Genomic DNA, 16,911 nt, shown 5'->3' with positions numbered 1-16,911 from the left:
GGCTCACTCCTTCGCGGCGGTGACCGCCAGCTGCTGCTCGAGCGCGGTCACGAAGTCGTCGAGGCGGTCCAGACCCCAGAAGCGGTGCCTGCCGAGCCTGAAGTACGGAACGCCGAACACGTCGTCCTCGTACACGTCCATGAGCGCCTGAACGCCCTGCTCCCGGATGGCCGGGTCCTCGGGGGCGGAGACCAGCACGTCGCCGTCCAGGCCCGCCTCGTTGCAGACGCGGCGCAGTTGCTCGCGGTCGCAGATGTCCTCGCCACGCTCCCAACGGGCGGCCATCACCGCGCGGTAGTACTCGCGGTGGACACCGAGTTCACGCGCTTTGAGCCAGCCGAGGTGCGGCAGCTCCCACCACTCGGCGCCGGTGTCGATCGGCCACTTCATCGCGAAGCCGTGCTTCGCGGCCAGGCGCTTGGTGTCGCTGAGGATGTACAGGTGCTTGGCCTTGCTCATGGCGACGTAGTGGAACTCGCCGCCGCGCGCCTTCAGTTCGGTGAGGCTCTGCTCGTCCGGCTCGGTGAACGGCACGTACTCGATGAGCCGGTCCGCGTCGGGCAGGCGCTCCTCCAGCAGGCGCACGGCCATCCAGCTGAACGGGCTGCGCAGCGAGAAGTACAGGCGGGGCGGCCTTCTCATGCCTGCCCCCCGAGCAGTGCCGCCTTCACGTCCTCGTCGAAGAGCGCGACCGTGCCGGCCTTCTCACCCCTGCTGATGGCGTAACCGTGCATGATCGTCGCCGTCGCGGCCAGCTCCAGGCTGTCGTCACGGCGCACGTAGCAGTCCATGCGGGCTGTGTAGACGGTGTCCTTGATGACGTCCTCGACGGTGAAGACCGTGTGCACGGTCTCCTCCATGAAGATGTCGGAGAGGACCTGCACGCGCGCGCGGGAGACGACCGGGATCCAGGCCCGCTCCTCGAGCAGCTTGCCGATGGCGAGGCCCCGGTCGTGCAGGAACCGGTCGACGACCTCCTCGAGCGTGCGCACATAGGCCGAGTGCTGCAGCCGGTCGGAGAAGTGGCAGTAGTAGTACGGGGCCCGCCAGGACCACAGGTGCGCGCCGGAGCCCTCGGGGACGAGGACGTCGGCGACCTCCTGGCCGGGGCCGATGGGCAGGGTCGCGGACTTGGCGTTGGCGAGTGCCGCCACCTCGGGCACCACGAAGGGCTCGAGGATCGCGGGCACCGGCTCCGTCCCCGAGCCGTCCTTGACGGCGACGAGGGCGACCCGCAGCTTGCCCTTGAGAACGGTGACGGACTCGCCGTCGCGTTCCACCGTCAGCGTGACGGTGAACGGCGCGCCCTGCTCCGGCTTGGGCGTGGCCGAGACCACCGTGGCGTAGACGCGGTCGTCGACGAAGAGCGTCGCGGGCAGCTGCACCGAGGAGTCGACGATCTCCAGGCCGAGCCCGTAGCGGTGGTACATGTCACGGGCCCCGACACCACGCTCGCGGAAGTACTCCAGTACGGCCTCCTCGGCCAGGTACATGAAGTGCTTGAACCCGATCCAGGTGCGGATGTTGGCGCCCTCGTAGCGGGGCATGCCGACATAGGTCGTGGGGGCGCCGTCAAGCAGATTCGTCACAGTGCCTTCTTCTTCGAGATCGGATGCGGGTACACATTCACGTGCGGGTGCGGATACGGGTTCGGCGGCGGGGACGGGCGGAACGGACAGGGTTCGGCGCAGGAACGCGTCCGCTTCCCCGGCCAGCTCCCGCGCCTGCATCACATGGCAGAAGTGTCCGTACACCCCGCGCAGCCGCACCGTGGCCGCGGGCATGGCGCGGTCGAGCGCGGCGGCCCGCATCGGGGTGAGCGACTCGTCGTCCACCCCAGCGAGAACCAGGGTGGGGACCTTGATGCCGGACAGGTCGAGCCTTCCGGACGCCTCGAACTCCCGGTGGAAGACGGGCAGTCCGCCGACGACGGCTCGATCGCTCGCCTTCGTGGTCATCGCGGCGATGATCTCCGGATCGATCCGGGCCGCGCGGGGGCCGAGCGCGAGGGTGACTCCCTGACGGATCACCTTGCGCAGCGCGCCCTCCGACCGCAACCGGATCGCGGGGGACACGGCGAAGCCGGCCGGGCGGTAGAACGGCGCTGCGAGCACCGCCGCGTCGATGCCTGGATCGCCCTCGTGCCTGGCCAGGTACTCCAGTACGGCGTTGGCCCCGAACGAGTGGCCCACCAGGGCGGCGGGCCGCTCGGGCACCAGGTCGAGGGCGCGGCGCAGCCACTCGCCCGGCGAGCCCTCGGCCCGCCAGGCGTAGGAGTTACCGCCGTGCCAGGGCAGTTGGAGTGCGTACAGGCGGTAGCCGGACAGCTGCTCCGCGACGTCACGCCAGATGCCCCAGGAGTCCTCGATGCCGTGGGCCGCGACGAGCACGGGGCCCTGCCCCGGGCCGCGCCGCACCTCGAGGCCGTCGGCCCGGGCCACCGTGTCCCACCCGGTCATGCCATGCTGCCGATCGGTTCGAACCGCCTTGCGGTCACGCCGGCCCAGGAGTCCTCGCGGTCGCCGCAGGCCACCGTGAGCGGGCCCGCCACCTGCCCGCCGGCGAGCCGCTCGGCCGCGACCGCGAGGCCGATGACACCGTCGGCGCCGTAGCGGCTGCCCACACCGGGCTCCGCGGTGGCGGGCCGTTCGCCGTGCCGCTCGACGGAGCCGATCGTGACCGCCGCGCGGCCCGGCCATGCGCCGGGCACGCCGAGCAGGACACAGCCGGCCCCCTCGGTCAAGGCGCCGCCGTCCGGGCGCAGTGCCTCAAGGCCGCGCGCCACCGGGTCCGCGGGCTCGACGCCCACGACGACGGCCCGCCGAGCCCGGCCCGCGCGCAGCAGCCGGGTGGCGAGCTGCACTGCGTCCAGTCCGGCGGTGGCGCCGCTGCACACCGCGAGGTTCGGGCCCGTGAAGCCGTAGCGGATCGCGATGCTGCTGGCGATGATGTTGCTGGAGGCGTTGGGCGCGTCCAGGACGCTCACCGCGGCGCCGCCGCCCTCACGCATGTCCGAGACCATCGCGCAGACGGTCTCGGCATTGCCGAGGTTCGAGGCGACGACGACGGCGGTGCCGGCCGCCTGATCCACCGCACCGGGGGCCCGGCCCGCGGGCAGGCCGAGCGCCCGGTGCACCGCGCACAGGGCAAGCCGGGTGGCCGGCTCCTTGCCGAGCAGTCCCTTGCGGCCGAGGACGAGCTTGGCGTCGGCCGCGGAACAGGCGGGCTCCTGCGGGGAGCCGGGCAGCTCGGCGGCCGTCCTGCCGGGCACGTGAACGGCCCAGCCGGCCAGTACGACCTGCGGGTCGCGGTCAGCCATCACTCGCCTCCACAATCGTCACCGCGTTGACCCCGCCGAAACCGAAGGCGTTGATCTGCGCGTGGCGCGGGCTCGCCTGGAGCGGGGCGCCGTGCACGAGGTTGAGCCTGTCGGCCTCGGGCATCGGCGAGCGCAGTCCCACCACCGGCGGGACGGTCCCGGCACGCATGGCGGTGAGCGCGATGAGCACGCTCATCAGCGCCGAGCCGCCCGACGTGTGGCCGATGGCGCCCTTGATGGCCGTGACCGGCGGCCCGTCGGGCCCGAACACGTCGAGCAGGGCCGCCCCTTCGGTGGGGTCGTTGAGGCCGGTGGACGTGCCGTGCGCCACGACCAGGCCGATGTCGTCCGCCGTTATCCCGGCCCGCTCGTGCGCCTGCCGCATGGCCGCGACGATCCCGACCTGGTCGGGCGCGGTCTCGTGGTACGCGTCGCAGGTGAGGCCGACGCCCCGGAGCACGCCGAGGGTGGACCGCCCGTCGGCGACCTCCTCGGGGCGCTCGAGCACCACGGCTGCCGCGCCCTCGCCGAGCAGGACGCCCGGGCGGTCCTCGTCGAAGGGGCGGACCATGTCCGAGGCGCCGGCCGTGACCTTGCCGATGACGGTGAGCATGCTCTCCGTCATCGTGTCGCAGCCCGCAGCGACCACCACGTCGGCGTCGCCCAGTTCGAGGATGTCCGCGCCGAGCGCGAGCGCGTAGCCGGAGGCCGCGCACGCGTTGGCGATGGTGTGCACCTCGGTGACCTCGGGCACCGCCGCCCGCACGGCCTCCCTGAAGTGCAGCTGCGCCAGGCGCAGTGGGGCACCGTCGGCGTGCCACTGCTCGACGCCGCGCAGCTCGCGCAGGCCGGTGCCCACGACCACCGCCACCCGGCGCCGGGCGGGGTCGACCCCGGCGGCGCGCAGGGCCTGGGCCACGCAGTCGGCGAGCCGGCCGCCCGCCAGGCGCAGCTGCGGCCCCGGCCGACCGTCCTGGATCTCGTAGCCGTGGGTGACGCCGAGCTTGTCGGGGTCACCGAGGCGCAGCGGGGCGACCCCGCTGCGCCCTTCCAGGAGGGCCAGATAGGTGGCCTCCAGGTCACCGAGGCAGGTGACCATGGAGCTACCCGTGATGGCCGCCGGCACGGCTCCACCCCCTGATGACCGCCACCCCGGCGGCGCCCTCCGCGGAGCGGGTGGTGATGACCGAGATCTCGCCGTCGCGGCCCGGCTCGGCACGGTGCCGGGCAAGCAGTGCGGCGATCTGGAAGGCCCCGGTGGCGCTGAACGCCTCGCCGGTGGCCTGCGTGACCCGCAGCCGGGGCACGTCCGCGCCGAGCACGGCTGTGACGGCGTCCTCTTCGGCGTCGTCGAGGCGTGGCATGCCGCTCCAGGCCGTGGCCACGGTGGCGACCTCGCCGGGCGCCACCCCGGCGCGGTCCAGGGCGCGCCGCAGACAGGTCTCCAGGCCCGCGGCGAACGCCCCGTCCGGGCCGGGGGGATCGAAGACACCCGCCTCGACGGCCAGCACTTCGGCGTCCATCGCGCGCCCCGCCGCGCGCACCTCCTCGGCGCGCTCGACCACGAACACCGCGGCGCCCTCCCCGGCGGGCAGGTCACCGCCCTCGACGGACTGTGTGAAGTGCGCGGCCCACGCCGTGTGCGGGCTGAACTCCTCCACGGATCCGACGAGCAGGGCGTCCGCGTAGTGGCAGTTGATGAGGTTGCGGCCGTAGCGAAGGGCATTGTGCATCGCCATGTGGCCGCCGGCCACCGTGGCGTTGGGGCCCTTGAGGCCGAACCAGATGCCCGCCTGCCCTGCCGTGCAGTTCATCACGGCGTTGGGGAACAGCAGCGGGTTGACCAGGTAGGGACGGTCCTGCGTGAAGGTGTCCCGGCTGTAGTCGCTGGTCGACTTGGCACTGCCGGTGGTGGTGCCCAGGGTGATGCCGATGCGGTCACGGTTGCCGTCGTCGACCTCCAGGTCGGAGTCGGCGAGCGCGGCCTTGCAGGTGACCAGGCCGAGGGCGGTGGCGCGGTCGAAGAACGAGGTGCCCTTGCGGCCGAGGTGATCGCGGACCTTGAAGTCCACGAGCGCGTGGGCCTCGGGGCGCGGCAGCGGCTCCTCGTACATCTCGGAGGCGTCGCTGGGTTTCGGGTCCGCGAGCGCCGCCGCGAGGGCCTCCGCTCCCAGTCCCGCGCCCGAGAGCACGCCGAAACCGGTGATGGCCAGGGTGCCGGTGGCGGCCGTACCGGGTGTGGTGGCGGCCGCGGCGGTGCCGGTGGCGGTCGTCATGACATCCTCCCGAGGACGACGATGGCGTTGTTGCCGCCGAAGGCGAATCCGTTCACCTGGGCGATCCGGACGTCCGCGTCACGGGCCTGGTTGGGTACCGGGTCGATCGGCGGCAGCTCCGGGTCCGGGGTGCTGAAGTTGATGGTCGGCGGCAGGAAGGAACCGGTGATGCCCAGCACCGAGGCGATCGCGCCGAGGCCGCTCGCGGCCCCCATCGCGTGTCCCAGCATCGACTTGGTCGAGCTGATCGGCGGCGGGTTGTCACCGAAGACGTCGACCACCGCGCTCGCCTCGGTGTAGTCGTTGGCCGGGGTGCCGGTGCCGTGGGCGCAGATGTAGTCCACGTCCTCGGGCCTGATGCCGGCGTTCTTGTGCGCGAGCCGCATGCACGCGGCGATGCTCGCCCGGTCCGGCGCGACCATGTGGCTGGCGTCGCAGTTGAGGCCGTAGCCGAGGACCTCGGCGTGGATGCACGCGCCACGGGCGAGAGCCGAGTCCAGGCTCTCCAGGAACATGGCGGCGCCGCCCTCACCGGTGATGATGCCCGAACGGCCCTTGTCGAAGGGCGAGCACGCCTTCTCGGTGAGCGCGCCGAGCCGGTAGAAGCCGGCGTGCGACCATCGGTGCACCGAGTCCGCGCCACCGGCGATCATGTAGTCCATCTCTCCCGAGCGGATCATGTCGCTGGCGAAGCCGAGGGCGTAGTTGCTGGCCGAGCACGCCGTGGACAGCGTCACCGCGTCGCCGGTGAGGCGCAGTTCGCGGTTGACGGCCTGCGACAGCCGCGCGCTGGACACCTGTCGCACCAGGCGGGCGTCCAGGCCGGCGGGACCGCCGGCGAGGGAGTCGGCGGTGAGCCGCTCCAGGATCTGCGTCTCACCTCCGGTGGTTCCCATGGTGGAACCGGCCCGCGAGGACGCGAGGACGTTCTCGTCGATGCCGGCGTCCGCCACCGCGAGACGGGCGGCGGACGCGGCGAAGAGGCTGGTGCGGCCCCACTCTTCGACAGACAGCCGACGGACCATGTCCTCCGGCCGAAAGTCGTGCACCTCTCCGGCCATGTAGTAAGGGAAACCCGTGGTGTCGAAGCACTCGATGGGCGAGACGCCGTTGACACCTTGTCGCAGCGCCTGCTCGTAGGCGGCTGCTCCGATCCCGATACTCGAGACAGGCCCCAGGCCCGTGATGACTACCCGTCGCATGTGATCAGTCCAGCCAGCCGGCGCGCTCGGCGAGGATCTCGTACACCGCGGTCAGGTTCTCCATCTTCGGGAGGTCCGACTGCGGGATCTCGACCTTGTACTTCTTCTCCAGACGGGCGAGGATCTCGATCGCGCGGAGCGAGTCGGCCTCGTGGTCGTTGGCGAAGTTGCTGGTCTCGGTAATCTCCTCGGGTTCGACCTCGAGCACCTCGGCAACGATCTCGCGGATCTCTTCGAGCTGCTCCTGCTTCATTGCGGTAGGCATTCTCATCCCAATCTTCCAGAAAGGCGAATCTCGCCTTCGATCAATTAGATTAGCGTGTCCCGATCCGGCGCATCCAGCGTTTATAGGGGTTCAGAATTGCGCGGATTCCTGGCCGGAAATCGGTACGCGAAACACGCGGGCGGCGCTTTTTGAAAACGCCCGCGAATTCTTTTGTTTCGATTGACCGGCCGGATCGGCCGGAGCCTGGTACGAAGGTGGACCCGCCGGATCAGCGAGCGGCCGCGGCCTCCAGGGTGTGGGCCGGCTTCACCAGGGTCACAGCCTGGCCGACCGTGAGGACGGGCTCGCCGCCGACCGACGCGCCGCCTTCGAAGAACGTCGCGCCCGCGGTCTGCTGCACCAGCCTCACCTCGTGGCGCACCACGTCACCGGGGTACGCCTGCCCGTGGACCGCCACCTTGGACATGCCGCCGAACAGGACGACGTCCCCCTGCCCCGCACTGCCCTGATCGGTGCAGGCGGCGAGAAGGGCGGCACTCTGGCACCAGGACTCGATCAGCAGGGCGGTGGGATAGGCGTACGCACCGTCCTGCGCACCCTCCGGGATGTCCTGGTACCAGGGTTCGTTGCACGTCACGGCCTTGACGGTGGAGATGCTGTGGCCCGCCACGACCTCGAGCACCCGGTCCACGAGCAGGATCGGGTAGCGGTGCGGAATGAGCGACTTCGCCGTTCCGGGCCCGAACGTAGCGGACATGTGCGGACTGCCTTTCCCATGCGGTTGGTCGGTTGGCGGGCGGGAGCGGTCACGGCTCGCGGTAGCGCAGACGGAAGGTGGCCGCCTTTTCGCCGTCGGCCGTGCAGCGTCCGCTCACCGTCCACAGTGCGTCCTCGCCCGCCGCGAGGGTGCAGTCGACGGTGACCTCGGCGCCCGGGGTGACCGGGTTGAGGAAGCGTGCCGACAAGACGGACTCCAGGCTCAGACGGTGCCCGTGCTCGGCGGCGAAACGGTGCACCGCGCGCTGCGTCAGATCGAGCAGGAACACCCCGGGCAGCAGCGGGAAATGGGGGTAGTGCCCGGCGAACACCGGCGCCTCGGGGTCGACCGCCACGCTCAGAGTGACTCCGGTGTCGTCCAGGCGCCGCAGGATCTCCCCCGGCAGCAGGGTGACAGCGGACATCGTTGCTCCTTCTTCCCGGGCTCTTCCCGGGCTCTTCGGTGTTCTCGGGTGTCTTGGGATCGGGGCGCGCGCAGCCGCTGCACGCCCACGGGTCACAGCCGCAGCGCACCGCTCAGGGGCTTGCCCTCGGCGCCGACGGCGGCCTTCACCCGCAAGGTGCGCGAGGTGTCCGTGTAGGTCATGTGCAGTCCCAGGGAGCGGAACAGCGCGGCGTGCTCCTCACCAGGGACGTCGGGCAACGCGCGCAGTCCGCGGCCGACTTCGTGAACCGCGGCGCGCACGCCCCGCAGCCAGGCCAGCACCGCACCGACGGCCGCCTGCTCCCGCAAGTACACGTTGCGCGGGTGCTCGTCCCGGCCGGAGGCCGGCGCGGAGGCTCCGAGGCGGCAGCGGTAGTAGGACTCGCCGTTGTTGTGGGTGCCCTGCATCAGCCGGTGGCACCAGGTGCAGCGAACCAGACCGCGCAGGACGTAGGTCCGGCCGGACGGCAGGGGCCGGCCCGAGCCCGCCCGGCGGGCCGCGAACAGTTCGGTGACGCGTTCCGCCACCGCGGCCGGCACGATCGGCTGGAAGGCGGCGGAGGGACCGCCCGCGTAGCGCGGGTTCACAAGGATCGACCGCACGGTCCCCTTGGACCAGGCCGCCCCCGAAGCCGGACCGGCCGAGTGGCCGGCTGATTCACCAACCGACTGATGGGCATGGGTACTTGGGCTGCAGATGCCGTCGGCCGTCAGCCCCTCGGCGATGTCCTGGAAGCCCTTGCCGCCGACATACTCGGAAAAGATCCGGCAGACGACGCTCGCGGCGGCCTCGTCGGGAACGACCACGAGCGCCGACCGGTCCGCGCCGGTGGTGACGCGGTAGCCGTAGGGAGGGCGGCCGCGCCAGCCCGCCACCCGTGCGGCCGGGAACGTGGCCCTGGGCGCACACCGCTCCCGTGCCCGTTCCGGCCGTACTGAATGGGTCAGCGTGCCCATACCGTCCTCCCTTTGCCGCGGTCGAGGTCGCCGAGCGCGCCAACGTTAGGCCGGGGTACCCGGCTCAGTCCGATGTCGTGTCCAGAAGGTGCCATCGCGGGTGGTGCCCCGGTCGGCGGCGGGCCGACGGAGCCTGGGGTTTGCCACTCTCCGGGCACCGCGCAACTGAGCGGCGGCGAGCACTCGTTGCTCCCCGAGGGAGCCCGGGCCCGCTCCGCCGAGAGCAGTCTGGACGCCTTCGCGGGCCGTGGGCCACTCCAGTTTCAAAGCCTGAAAGCGCTGCTGACCGCATACGTGGGCCATGACGACACTGGCAAGGCGAGCGCGACAGCTGCCCGCCCGGGCCAGGCCACGGTCAGGCAGCGACGCTCTTGATGCTCTCGAACAGGCTGAGCATGGCGCGCGCCGAGGGCAGGATCATGCGCCCTTCGCGGGTGAGCCGGGCTCCGGTCGAGTCCCGTACGAACAACTTGGTGCCCAGAGCCTGCTCCAGGCACTTGATCTGGTAACTGACGGCAGGCTGGGAATAGCCCAGGCACTTGGCGGCCTGGTCCATCCTGCCTGTTTCCGCGATCGAGACGAAGGCGCGGAGCTCTCGCTCGTGCATGACCAACTCTCCTCAGACAATTCGCTGTCGGGGGACGAGAAAGACTCCGTCCACCGTGTCGACGCCATTTTCACGCCCGAGTGCGCCGGAGGGGCGGTTCGCTGCAGGAACGTGTAGAGATGCTTTCGGCGCGGCCGGAGGGTGCTATAAGCGCGCCCCCGCCACGCCATATCGAAGTATTCACAGTGGATTGGAGAGCGGAGGGCCCACTGCGTACCGTCATGGCCGCCCGCCGACTCGTCGCCGGTGAGGCGTGACCGTCACGGACGGCGTCGATCCGCCGGCTCCGCAACAGCGGACGGACCGCCGCTGGTGTGCGAACGGATCCGGGTCGTTGCATCGATCGAGGAGGCTGGCGTGGAGTACGCCATAGAGACCCACGACCTTTCCAAGAGCTACGAACGTCACAAAGCCCTCGACGGGCTCAACCTCTCCGTGCCGCCGGGGACGGTCCTCGGCCTGCTGGGTCCGAACGGCTCCGGCAAGACCACCACGGTCCGGATCCTGACGACCCTGCTCAGGCCCGACTCCGGCAGTTGCCGCATCGTCGGCCTCGACGTCGTCAGGCAGGCCAAGGAGGTCCGGCGCAACATCGGCCTCGCCGGCCAGTACGCGGCGGTCGACGAGCGGCTGACCGGCCTGGAGAACCTCCGGCTCATCGGGACGCTCTACCACCTCGGCCGCAGCAAGGTGCACGGCCGGGTCGACGACCTGCTGGAGCGGTTCGGCCTGACCGGCGTGGCGGACCGTCAGGTCAAGACGTACTCCGGCGGTATGCGCCGGCGCCTGGACCTGGCGGCCAGCCTGCTCGCCGACCCGCCCGTGGTGTTCCTCGACGAGCCGACGACGGGCCTGGACCTGATCAACCGCATCGCCATGTGGGAGTTGGTCCGCGAACAGACCGCCCAGGGGACGACGGTGCTCCTGACCACCCAGTACCTCGAGGAGGCGGACCAGCTGGCCGACCGTGTCGTCGTCCTCAAGAACGGCCGGACGATCGCCGACGGCACCCCCGACGAGCTGAAGGTCGGCGTCGGCGGACAGCGCCTGGAAGTGACCCTTGCCGATCCTGCGCAGGCCCAGGACGCCGCGCGAGCGCTGCGCGAGTGGGGCGTCGGCACAGGGACCGTCGGAGAGGGCGGCCGACGGGTGACCGTGCCCGTCGACGGCGGCATCGACTCGGTCGCGACCGCTGTCACCGCGCTCAAGGGCGAGGGCGCGCACATCGTCGACTTCAGCCTGCGCAAGCCGTCACTCGACGATGTTTTTCTCAGCCTGACTGGGCACGGAACACCGGCCCAGGACTCGGAGCCGGACGCACAAGCGGGGAACGTGACATGAGCGAGGTAATCGTTGACGGCGTGGCCCTGGTCGGGCGGCACATCAAACACATCCGCCGGGTCCCACAGAAGCTGCTCTCCGTCACCGTGATGCCGGTGACCATGGTCCTTGCCTTCGGATACATCCTGGGCAGCGCCATGGACGTGCCGGGCGTCGAATACCGCAAGTACTTCATGGCCGGCGTGTTCGCCCAGGTCATGGTTGCGGGGATGACCACAACCGGCGTGGGCGTGTGCGAGGACCTCAACAACGGCCTCATGGACCGCTTCCGATCCCTGCCCATGTCCCGCTCCGCCGTCCTGATCGGGCGGACGGTGTCGGACCTGGTGCTCTCGGCGATCGCCTGTGTCGTGATGTCCGTGGTCGGCTTCGCGATCGGCTGGCGTATTCACGGTGGATTCTGGTCCGCCCTCGCCGGGTTCGGCCTGATTCTGCTGCTCGGATTCGTGGCCATCTGGGGTGGAGCGCTCCTGGGTCTGGCGCTGCGCAGTGCAGAGGCGGTGGGCTCGCTCGGGTTCGTGATCGTCATGCCGTTCATGTTCCTCTCGAGCGCCTTCATCCCGCTGAACGGGCTCCCGGGCTGGCTGCGCGCCATCGCCCAGTGGAATCCGCTGACCGCAGTCACCGACCAGTGCCGGCGGCTGTGGGGCAACTCGACCACCGCCCACGGCCACGGGTTCGCCGCTGACCACCCCGGCCTCGTGTCCCTCGTGTCCCTGGCGGTCCTGTTCGTGGTGATCGTCCCGGCCACGGTGCGCAGCTTCGGCCGAGCCGCGGCCCGCTGAATGTCCGCCGAGCAGGGTTACGGGAGCGGTTCCGAGGTGAGCCCCGGGGCTCGTCTGAACGAAGTGATGCCGCAGTGGCACTTCCGCAAGCGCCCGCACCGCGTTCGGATCGACGGGCCGGGCGAGGCGGTCCTCCGGGCGGTCACGGAGGTCACGTGGTCGGAGGTGCCGCTGTTCAGCTCACTGCTGCGGGTCTCGTCGTTCGGCCGCGTGCGCCGTGATCCGGCCCGCGCGGTCCTCGACGAGTTCCTCTCCAGTGGCTTCACGGTGCTCACGCGCACCGACCGGGAGCTGGTGCTCGCCGCTGTGTCGGGCGGTGAACCGTTCCCACCGGAGGACGCGGGCGGGGCACGTGTGGCCTGGTTCCGCGCCTATGCCGAGCCCGCGTCGACCAAGGTGGCCTTCGACTTCCGGTTCGTCGACGGCGTCCTGAGTACGGAGACCCGGGTCCTCGGCGCCGACGAGGCGGCCAGGAACAGCTTCCGCCGGTACTGGACTCTCATCCGGCTGCCCGCCGGGCTCGTCCGCAGGGAGATCCTGAACGCCGTCCGCCGCCGGGTCCAGCCGTGACAGCACGGTCCCGCGGGTCCACCACAAGGACACAGCATGCTGGGAGGGTCCGGATCAGCTCTCGATGAGCCGGTGGAAGAGGACGGTGTCGAAGATGTCCTCCATCCTGACGGCACGGCCGTCCCGGAGTGTCCAGGAGTGCACGAACTTCAGCCGCTGGGTCCGCCCGCTCACCGACGTGACGTCGCGGACGCCGAAGACCACGACGCGGTCGCCGGACTCCACGAACTCCTGTGGATGCAGCCGCATCCCGGCGACGACCGCGGGTACCCGGGCCAGAAACCCCATGACTCCCTGGTGGCCGGTACGGGTGCCGCCGAGGCCGTAGTCGGCCATGCCGTCGGGGTGCACCCACTGGACCTCCGGGTCGAGGATGTCCAGGAGGGCGGCGACATCACGGGCGTGGAACGCCTCGTAGGCCGCCTGGACCAGGATGCGTTGAGGCGAGCGCTCCAGCTCGGCGTCGGGGTTCACGGGATCAGGCTCCTCGGTTGTGGGCGGGCACGCGGACGTGGTCGGGGAAGTGGTCCTGCAGGGTGCGGCGGATGCCGTCCCGCCAGCGAACCGTGCAGGGTCCGGTCAGCGCCCGGCGCAGGGTGGGGTCGAACTGGTAGGTCTCCCTGGTGACCTCGCTGGGTACGAGCTTCGCCTCGACGCCCGTCAGCTTCTCCATGAAGCGGACGCAGTCGGTGATGCCGACCGCTTCGTCGCCGCCCCAGTTGACCAGCCGTGCTGGGACCTCGGCGGCCCGCCACAGCCGGGGGACCTGGGCAACCAGGTCGTCGCTGTGCAGCAGGGAGCACCAGTTCTGCCCCTTGGGGGGCACGGCGATGGGCTCGCCCGCCAGCATGCGCTTGAAGTACAGCATCGGGACGCCGCCGTAACCTCCGGGCCCATAGGCGATGTTCAGCCGGGCGATGGTGGTGGGCAGGCCGAGGACCTGGGCGAAGGCGCGAACCGCTCCCTCGGCCGCGAGCTTCGCCACCGGATAGGCGGGCAGCCAGTCGGCGACGCCGTCGACGGGATCGGTCTCGGTGTAGCGGTGGTCCAGGGTCTGCCGGGCGTACACGGCGCCTGTCGACACGTACAGGAAGGCCTCGGCGTCGCGGCAGTGGGTCATGAGCCGGCCCGCCGCCGCCGAGTTGACCTCGATGGCCGCGTTGAAGTCGCCGTCCTCGCCCCGACGTACGGCTGAGTGCAGGACGTGGGTGAAGTCGTCCGGGACGTCGGCGAGCGCCTTCCCGGACGAGTCCGCCATGTCCCAGTACCGGGTGGTGATGGAACGCGCGTTGAGCACGCGTTCGACGCCGGGGGTGCCGAACCGCCCCAGGCACCACACCTCGTTGTGCTCCGCCAGCGCCTCGGCCACCGGCCGGGCCACCTGGCCGGTGCCACCGGTCACCAGGATCTTCTTGCCTCTCAACGCCGCTGTCCGGTCCTTTTGATGCATGGGCATCGTGTCCCCCCGATGTGCTTCGCGGTCGGTTTCCCGATCGTGGTTCATTGACTGTCCTGAGGTCGACGCGCGGCTCTTTCGGCGGCGGCGCCGTCGGCCTCCTCCAGGGCCCGGTCGAGTTCCCGGCGCAGGATCCCCTGGAAGGCGGCGACGTGCCGGGGTCCCATCAGGGTGTAGTGCTCGCCAGGCACGTCGATGTAGCGGTTCGGCCCGGTCGCGTACTCGTCCCACCGGCGCAGCTCGTCGCGGACCCAGTCCTCCTTCGTGCCACGCAGCGGCGTCGCGCAGAAGACGCTGACCGAGGGCACCTTGCCGCTCGGCTCGTAACCGCGGCCGAGGTCGGTGAGGGAGTCGGCCAGCTCCGCCCAGTTCCCGAACTTCTCCTCGTCCAGCTGGAGGGAGGCGAGGCGCTGTGGGGACGCCACGTCCAGGAGGCGGGCCAGTTGCTCGTCCACCGGCAGGCCGCGCAACCGGGCGGGCAGCTCCAGGGACTGCCGCTTGTCGATGAGCCCGAGGAAGAAGGCCAGGTTGACGGCGGTCTCGGCGAAGTCCAGTTCCTCCATGCGGTACTTGATGTGCGGCGGCAGGTTGAAGCTGCCGACGAAGTCGACCCGCTCCCCCTGGGACGTGAGCCTCTTGGCGATCTCGAAGGCGACGGCGGCGCCGAAGGAGTAGCCGGCGACGGCGTAGGGGCCCTGCGGCTGCCGGTCCCGGATGGCCCGCGTGTAGCAGTCGACCATCTCGTCGAAGGTGACGAAGGGTTTCTCGCCCGCGCCGAAACCGCGGGCGCGCAGCGCGTAGAACGGCCGGTCGCCCACGAAGTACTGGGCAAGACCGACAAACACCAGGACCTCGCCGACGCCAGGGTGCACGCAGAACAGCGGGGTCCTGGTCCCGCCGGTGTGCAGCGGCACGAGGGGGTCGTACTCGGCAGGACCGGGCAGCTCCCGCTCGGTGAGGCCGGCGGCGAGGGCGCGGACCGTCGGGGCCTTGAGGACGCTGACGACTTCCGGGCGGGCACCGCCGAACCGCTCGGCGAGTCTGCTGCACAGACGCAGGATGTCCAGCGACGTCCCGCCCAGGTCGAAGAAGTTGGCGGTGGCGCCGACGGCGCCGGGTTCGATGCCGAACAGCTCCGCGTAGACCTCCGCGACGGCCTGCTCGGCCGGCCCCTCGGGCGTGATGTGGTGGCCGAGCATGCGCGTGGAGAGTTCGGCGACGGCGCGCCGAGCTGCGTCGTACGCGCCGGATGCGAGCCGGTCGCGCATGAGGGCACGCTGGATCTTGCCGAGGCTGGTCTTGGGGAAGGCGTCCTTGGGCAGCGGCAGGACGAGTGCGGGTCTGAACCCCCAGTGGCCGACCACACCGGCGCGTACGGCTGTCAGTACCCGGTGCAGGGCCGCGTCGTCGCCGTCCGGGACCTCCGGATGGAAAGCGACCACCAACTGCTCGGTGTCGCTGCCCTCCGGGCGGACGGGGAAGGCCGCGCAATACGATCCCGCCACGCCCTCCAGGGTCTCCAGGACGCTCTCCAGGTCGTGGCTGAAGTAGTTGACTCCATTGACGATGACGCTGTCCTTGCTGCGCCCCACGAGCGCGAGCCGCCCCTCGTCGATCCGCCCGAGGTCACCGCTGCGCAGCCAGCCGTCGGCGGTGAACGCGTCCTGGGTGGCCTGCTCGTTGTTGTAGTAGCCAGGGGTGATCACGGGTCCGGACAGCTGGAGTTCGCCCACCTGGCCCGGGGGCAGCGCGCGGTCGTCGGGGTCGGCGATCCGGATGTGTACACCCGTGATCGGTGTGCCCAGGCCGGCGAACTCGCGGCCGCGGTCCACGTCGGGCAGGGCCACCCGGGAGTAGATGCTGCCCGCACAGGTCTCGGTCATGCCGAAGGCGGGCCACAGGGCGTCGCGGGCGAGGCCGTGCGGCGCGTACGCGTCGAGGAACGCCTCGGCGGTGGTGCGAACGACGGCCTCGCCACCGCTGATGATCTGGCGCACCGGCGACAGGTCGAGGTGTTCGCCGGTCCGGCTCAGCCGTGGTGCGGCCGCGTTGAGGAGACCCAGCAGGAAGTTGGGAGCGAAGCTCATCGTCACGCCGTGGCGTGCGATGAGCCGGAGGAACTCCAGCGGCTCCCCGAGGACGATCGGCGCCGCCACGTGCAGTTGCCGACTGCCGGTGGAAAGGGGCAGCAGGTGGCACTCGAGAAGCGCCGCCACGTGGTCGAAGGAGACCCAGTTCAGCGTGGTGTCGGCGGCGGTGAGCCGGTGGGTCTCGTTCTTGCCCGCCATCGATGCCAGCAGGTTGGCATGGCTGAGGACGACGGCCTTGGCCGCGCCCGTCGACGCCGACGTCAGCATGAGGACAGCGGGGTCCTGGGGCCGCGCCGTGCACGGGGTGGCGGGCGGCACCTCGGCCGGAAGATCGGACGAGAGGGTCAAGAGCCGTTCCATCGGCGGCAGCTCGACAGCGAGTGCCTCGCTGGTGACGACCAAGGGGTGGTCAAGAAGCCGGTCCACGTGGGCGAGCTGGGCGGCCCAGCGGTCGGGGTCGCCGCGCAGCGGCACCACGGGGCAGGGCACGAAGCCGCCCAGGACGGCGGCCCAGAACGCGGTGAGGAAATCCTGCGGCTCCTCAAGGATCAGTACGACCTTGTCCTGAGCCCGCATGCCCTGCGCGCGCAGCGTGCCGAGCAGCCGCAGGGCGTCGTCGAGCAGTTCGGCATAATTCTGGTCACGGTATTCGGCGACCGAGCCGCCCAGGCAGTAGCGGATACCCGAGTCGGGGTGCTGCCGTGCGGCATGCAGAAGCAGGTCAGCGACATTCTGCGGTGCTGCGGTGCTCAAGGGGTTTCTCCGATTCCTCGGGATGCGGCAAGGCGTGCGGGCCCGGCCGACGTCGAAGGATGGAAAGCGCACAACTTCGATGGAACTGCAACTTCGAATGCGCCGCTTTGACGCAATGATGACCGTCA

17 protein-coding genes are annotated in these 16,911 nt (G+C 70.7%); 3 read left to right on the top strand and 14 right to left on the bottom strand.

Annotated features, from left to right (window positions below):
* Positions 1-3: 3 nt before the first annotated feature.
* The 11 genes from GQF42_RS27905 to GQF42_RS27855 form a co-directional block, all read right to left on the bottom strand.
* The gene (locus tag GQF42_RS27905; protein ID WP_158924320.1) at positions 4-642 is read right to left on the bottom strand and encodes a 2-hydroxychromene-2-carboxylate isomerase; all 639 of its coding nucleotides are present in this window, start codon (positions 640-642) and stop codon (positions 4-6) included.
* Entirely contained in the window at positions 639-2,459 is a 1,821-nt protein-coding gene (locus GQF42_RS27900) for an alpha/beta fold hydrolase (RefSeq protein WP_158924318.1), read from the bottom strand. The genes GQF42_RS27905 and GQF42_RS27900 overlap by 4 nt, the downstream gene beginning before the upstream one ends.
* Entirely contained in the window at positions 2,456-3,319 is an 864-nt protein-coding gene (locus GQF42_RS27895) for a beta-ketoacyl synthase N-terminal-like domain-containing protein (protein WP_158924316.1), read from the bottom strand. Before GQF42_RS27895 ends, GQF42_RS27900 begins: the two co-directional genes overlap by 4 nt.
* Positions 3,312-4,445, bottom strand: coding sequence for a beta-ketoacyl synthase N-terminal-like domain-containing protein (locus GQF42_RS27890; RefSeq protein WP_158924314.1), 1,134 nt, complete (start codon positions 4,443-4,445; stop codon positions 3,312-3,314). The genes GQF42_RS27895 and GQF42_RS27890 overlap by 8 nt, the downstream gene beginning before the upstream one ends.
* Entirely contained in the window at positions 4,423-5,595 is a 1,173-nt protein-coding gene (locus GQF42_RS27885) for a beta-ketoacyl synthase N-terminal-like domain-containing protein (protein WP_158924312.1), read from the bottom strand. The genes GQF42_RS27890 and GQF42_RS27885 overlap by 23 nt, the downstream gene beginning before the upstream one ends.
* Positions 5,592-6,797: a beta-ketoacyl-[acyl-carrier-protein] synthase family protein gene (locus GQF42_RS27880; RefSeq protein WP_158924310.1), complete on the bottom strand. Its 1,206-nt coding sequence runs from the start codon at positions 6,795-6,797 to the stop codon at positions 5,592-5,594. The genes GQF42_RS27885 and GQF42_RS27880 overlap by 4 nt, the downstream gene beginning before the upstream one ends.
* 4 nt (positions 6,798-6,801) lie before the next feature.
* Complete coding sequence (locus tag GQF42_RS27875) at positions 6,802-7,062, bottom strand: acyl carrier protein (RefSeq protein ID WP_158924308.1); 261 nt, start codon at positions 7,060-7,062, stop codon at positions 6,802-6,804.
* A gap of 229 nt (positions 7,063-7,291) precedes the next feature.
* The gene (locus tag GQF42_RS27870; RefSeq protein ID WP_158924306.1) at positions 7,292-7,780 is read right to left on the bottom strand and encodes a 3-hydroxyacyl-ACP dehydratase FabZ family protein; all 489 of its coding nucleotides are present in this window, start codon (positions 7,778-7,780) and stop codon (positions 7,292-7,294) included.
* A 49-nt stretch (positions 7,781-7,829) separates the two neighbouring features.
* Entirely contained in the window at positions 7,830-8,204 is a 375-nt protein-coding gene (locus tag GQF42_RS27865; protein WP_158924304.1) for a 3-hydroxyacyl-ACP dehydratase FabZ family protein, read from the bottom strand.
* 92 nt (positions 8,205-8,296) lie between these two features.
* On the bottom strand, positions 8,297-9,181 hold the full coding sequence (locus GQF42_RS27860) for a recombinase family protein (RefSeq protein ID WP_158924302.1): 885 nt from the start codon (positions 9,179-9,181) through the stop codon (positions 8,297-8,299).
* Between the two features lie 355 nt (positions 9,182-9,536).
* A complete protein-coding gene (locus tag GQF42_RS27855) occupies positions 9,537-9,788 on the bottom strand; it encodes a LysR family transcriptional regulator (protein WP_158924300.1) in 252 nt (83 codons plus the stop codon).
* A gap of 357 nt (positions 9,789-10,145) precedes the next feature.
* On the opposite strand from GQF42_RS27855, the gene GQF42_RS27850 reads away from it, so the two are divergent.
* Genes GQF42_RS27850 through GQF42_RS27840 form a run of 3 tightly spaced genes read left to right on the top strand, consistent with a single transcriptional unit; the run spans position 10,146 to position 12,484 of the window.
* On the top strand, positions 10,146-11,129 hold the full coding sequence (locus GQF42_RS27850) for an ABC transporter ATP-binding protein (RefSeq protein ID WP_158924298.1): 984 nt from the start codon (positions 10,146-10,148) through the stop codon (positions 11,127-11,129).
* Positions 11,126-11,914: an ABC transporter permease gene (locus tag GQF42_RS27845; RefSeq protein ID WP_158924296.1), complete on the top strand. Its 789-nt coding sequence runs from the start codon at positions 11,126-11,128 to the stop codon at positions 11,912-11,914. The genes GQF42_RS27850 and GQF42_RS27845 overlap by 4 nt, the downstream gene beginning before the upstream one ends.
* A 36-nt stretch (positions 11,915-11,950) precedes the next feature.
* Entirely contained in the window at positions 11,951-12,484 is a 534-nt protein-coding gene (locus GQF42_RS27840) for a hypothetical protein (protein WP_158924294.1), read from the top strand.
* A 54-nt stretch (positions 12,485-12,538) separates the two neighbouring features.
* Here GQF42_RS27840 and GQF42_RS27835 read toward each other — a convergent pair whose 3' ends face one another.
* From GQF42_RS27835 to GQF42_RS27825, 3 genes are read right to left on the bottom strand one after another with little or no spacing between them, the layout of a single operon-like run.
* Entirely contained in the window at positions 12,539-12,958 is a 420-nt protein-coding gene (locus GQF42_RS27835) for a nuclear transport factor 2 family protein (RefSeq protein WP_233273489.1), read from the bottom strand.
* Between the two features lie 4 nt (positions 12,959-12,962).
* The gene (locus GQF42_RS27830) at positions 12,963-13,940 is read right to left on the bottom strand and encodes an NAD-dependent epimerase/dehydratase family protein (protein ID WP_233273488.1); all 978 of its coding nucleotides are present in this window, start codon (positions 13,938-13,940) and stop codon (positions 12,963-12,965) included.
* A 44-nt stretch (positions 13,941-13,984) separates the two neighbouring features.
* Positions 13,985-16,783, bottom strand: a complete 2,799-nt coding sequence (locus GQF42_RS27825; RefSeq protein WP_158924292.1) for a non-ribosomal peptide synthetase — start codon at positions 16,781-16,783, stop codon at positions 13,985-13,987.
* Positions 16,784-16,911: the final 128 nt, after the last annotated feature.

Source organism: Streptomyces broussonetiae (genome assembly GCF_009796285.1).
GTDB classification, from domain to species: Bacteria; Actinomycetota; Actinomycetes; order Streptomycetales; family Streptomycetaceae; genus Streptomyces; species Streptomyces broussonetiae.
This window is presented reverse-complemented; position numbering and strand designations above follow the sequence as displayed.

Excerpts from the sequence above, each read along its gene's own strand:
- GQF42_RS27865 (WP_158924304.1), bottom strand. The coding sequence starts at position 8,204 with ATGTCCGCTGTCACCCTGCTGCCGGGGGAGATCCTGCGGCGCCTGGAC.
- GQF42_RS27855 (WP_158924300.1), bottom strand. The coding sequence starts at position 9,788 with ATGCACGAGCGAGAGCTCCGCGCCTTCGTCTCGATCGCGGAAACAGGC.
- GQF42_RS27905 (WP_158924320.1), bottom strand. The coding sequence starts at position 642 with ATGAGAAGGCCGCCCCGCCTGTACTTCTCGCTGCGCAGCCCGTTCAGC.
- GQF42_RS27895 (WP_158924316.1), bottom strand. The coding sequence starts at position 3,319 with ATGGCTGACCGCGACCCGCAGGTCGTACTGGCCGGCTGGGCCGTTCAC.
- GQF42_RS27860 (WP_158924302.1), bottom strand. The coding sequence starts at position 9,181 with ATGGGCACGCTGACCCATTCAGTACGGCCGGAACGGGCACGGGAGCGG.
- GQF42_RS27830 (WP_233273488.1), bottom strand. The coding sequence starts at position 13,940 with ATGCCCATGCATCAAAAGGACCGGACAGCGGCGTTGAGAGGCAAGAAG.
- GQF42_RS27845 (WP_158924296.1), top strand. The coding sequence starts at position 11,126 with ATGAGCGAGGTAATCGTTGACGGCGTGGCCCTGGTCGGGCGGCACATC.
- GQF42_RS27900 (WP_158924318.1), bottom strand. The coding sequence starts at position 2,459 with ATGACCGGGTGGGACACGGTGGCCCGGGCCGACGGCCTCGAGGTGCGG.
- GQF42_RS27885 (WP_158924312.1), bottom strand. The coding sequence starts at position 5,595 with ATGACGACCGCCACCGGCACCGCCGCGGCCGCCACCACACCCGGTACG.
- GQF42_RS27880 (WP_158924310.1), bottom strand. The coding sequence starts at position 6,797 with ATGCGACGGGTAGTCATCACGGGCCTGGGGCCTGTCTCGAGTATCGGG.
- GQF42_RS27875 (WP_158924308.1), bottom strand. The coding sequence starts at position 7,062 with ATGCCTACCGCAATGAAGCAGGAGCAGCTCGAAGAGATCCGCGAGATC.
- GQF42_RS27870 (WP_158924306.1), bottom strand. The coding sequence starts at position 7,780 with ATGTCCGCTACGTTCGGGCCCGGAACGGCGAAGTCGCTCATTCCGCAC.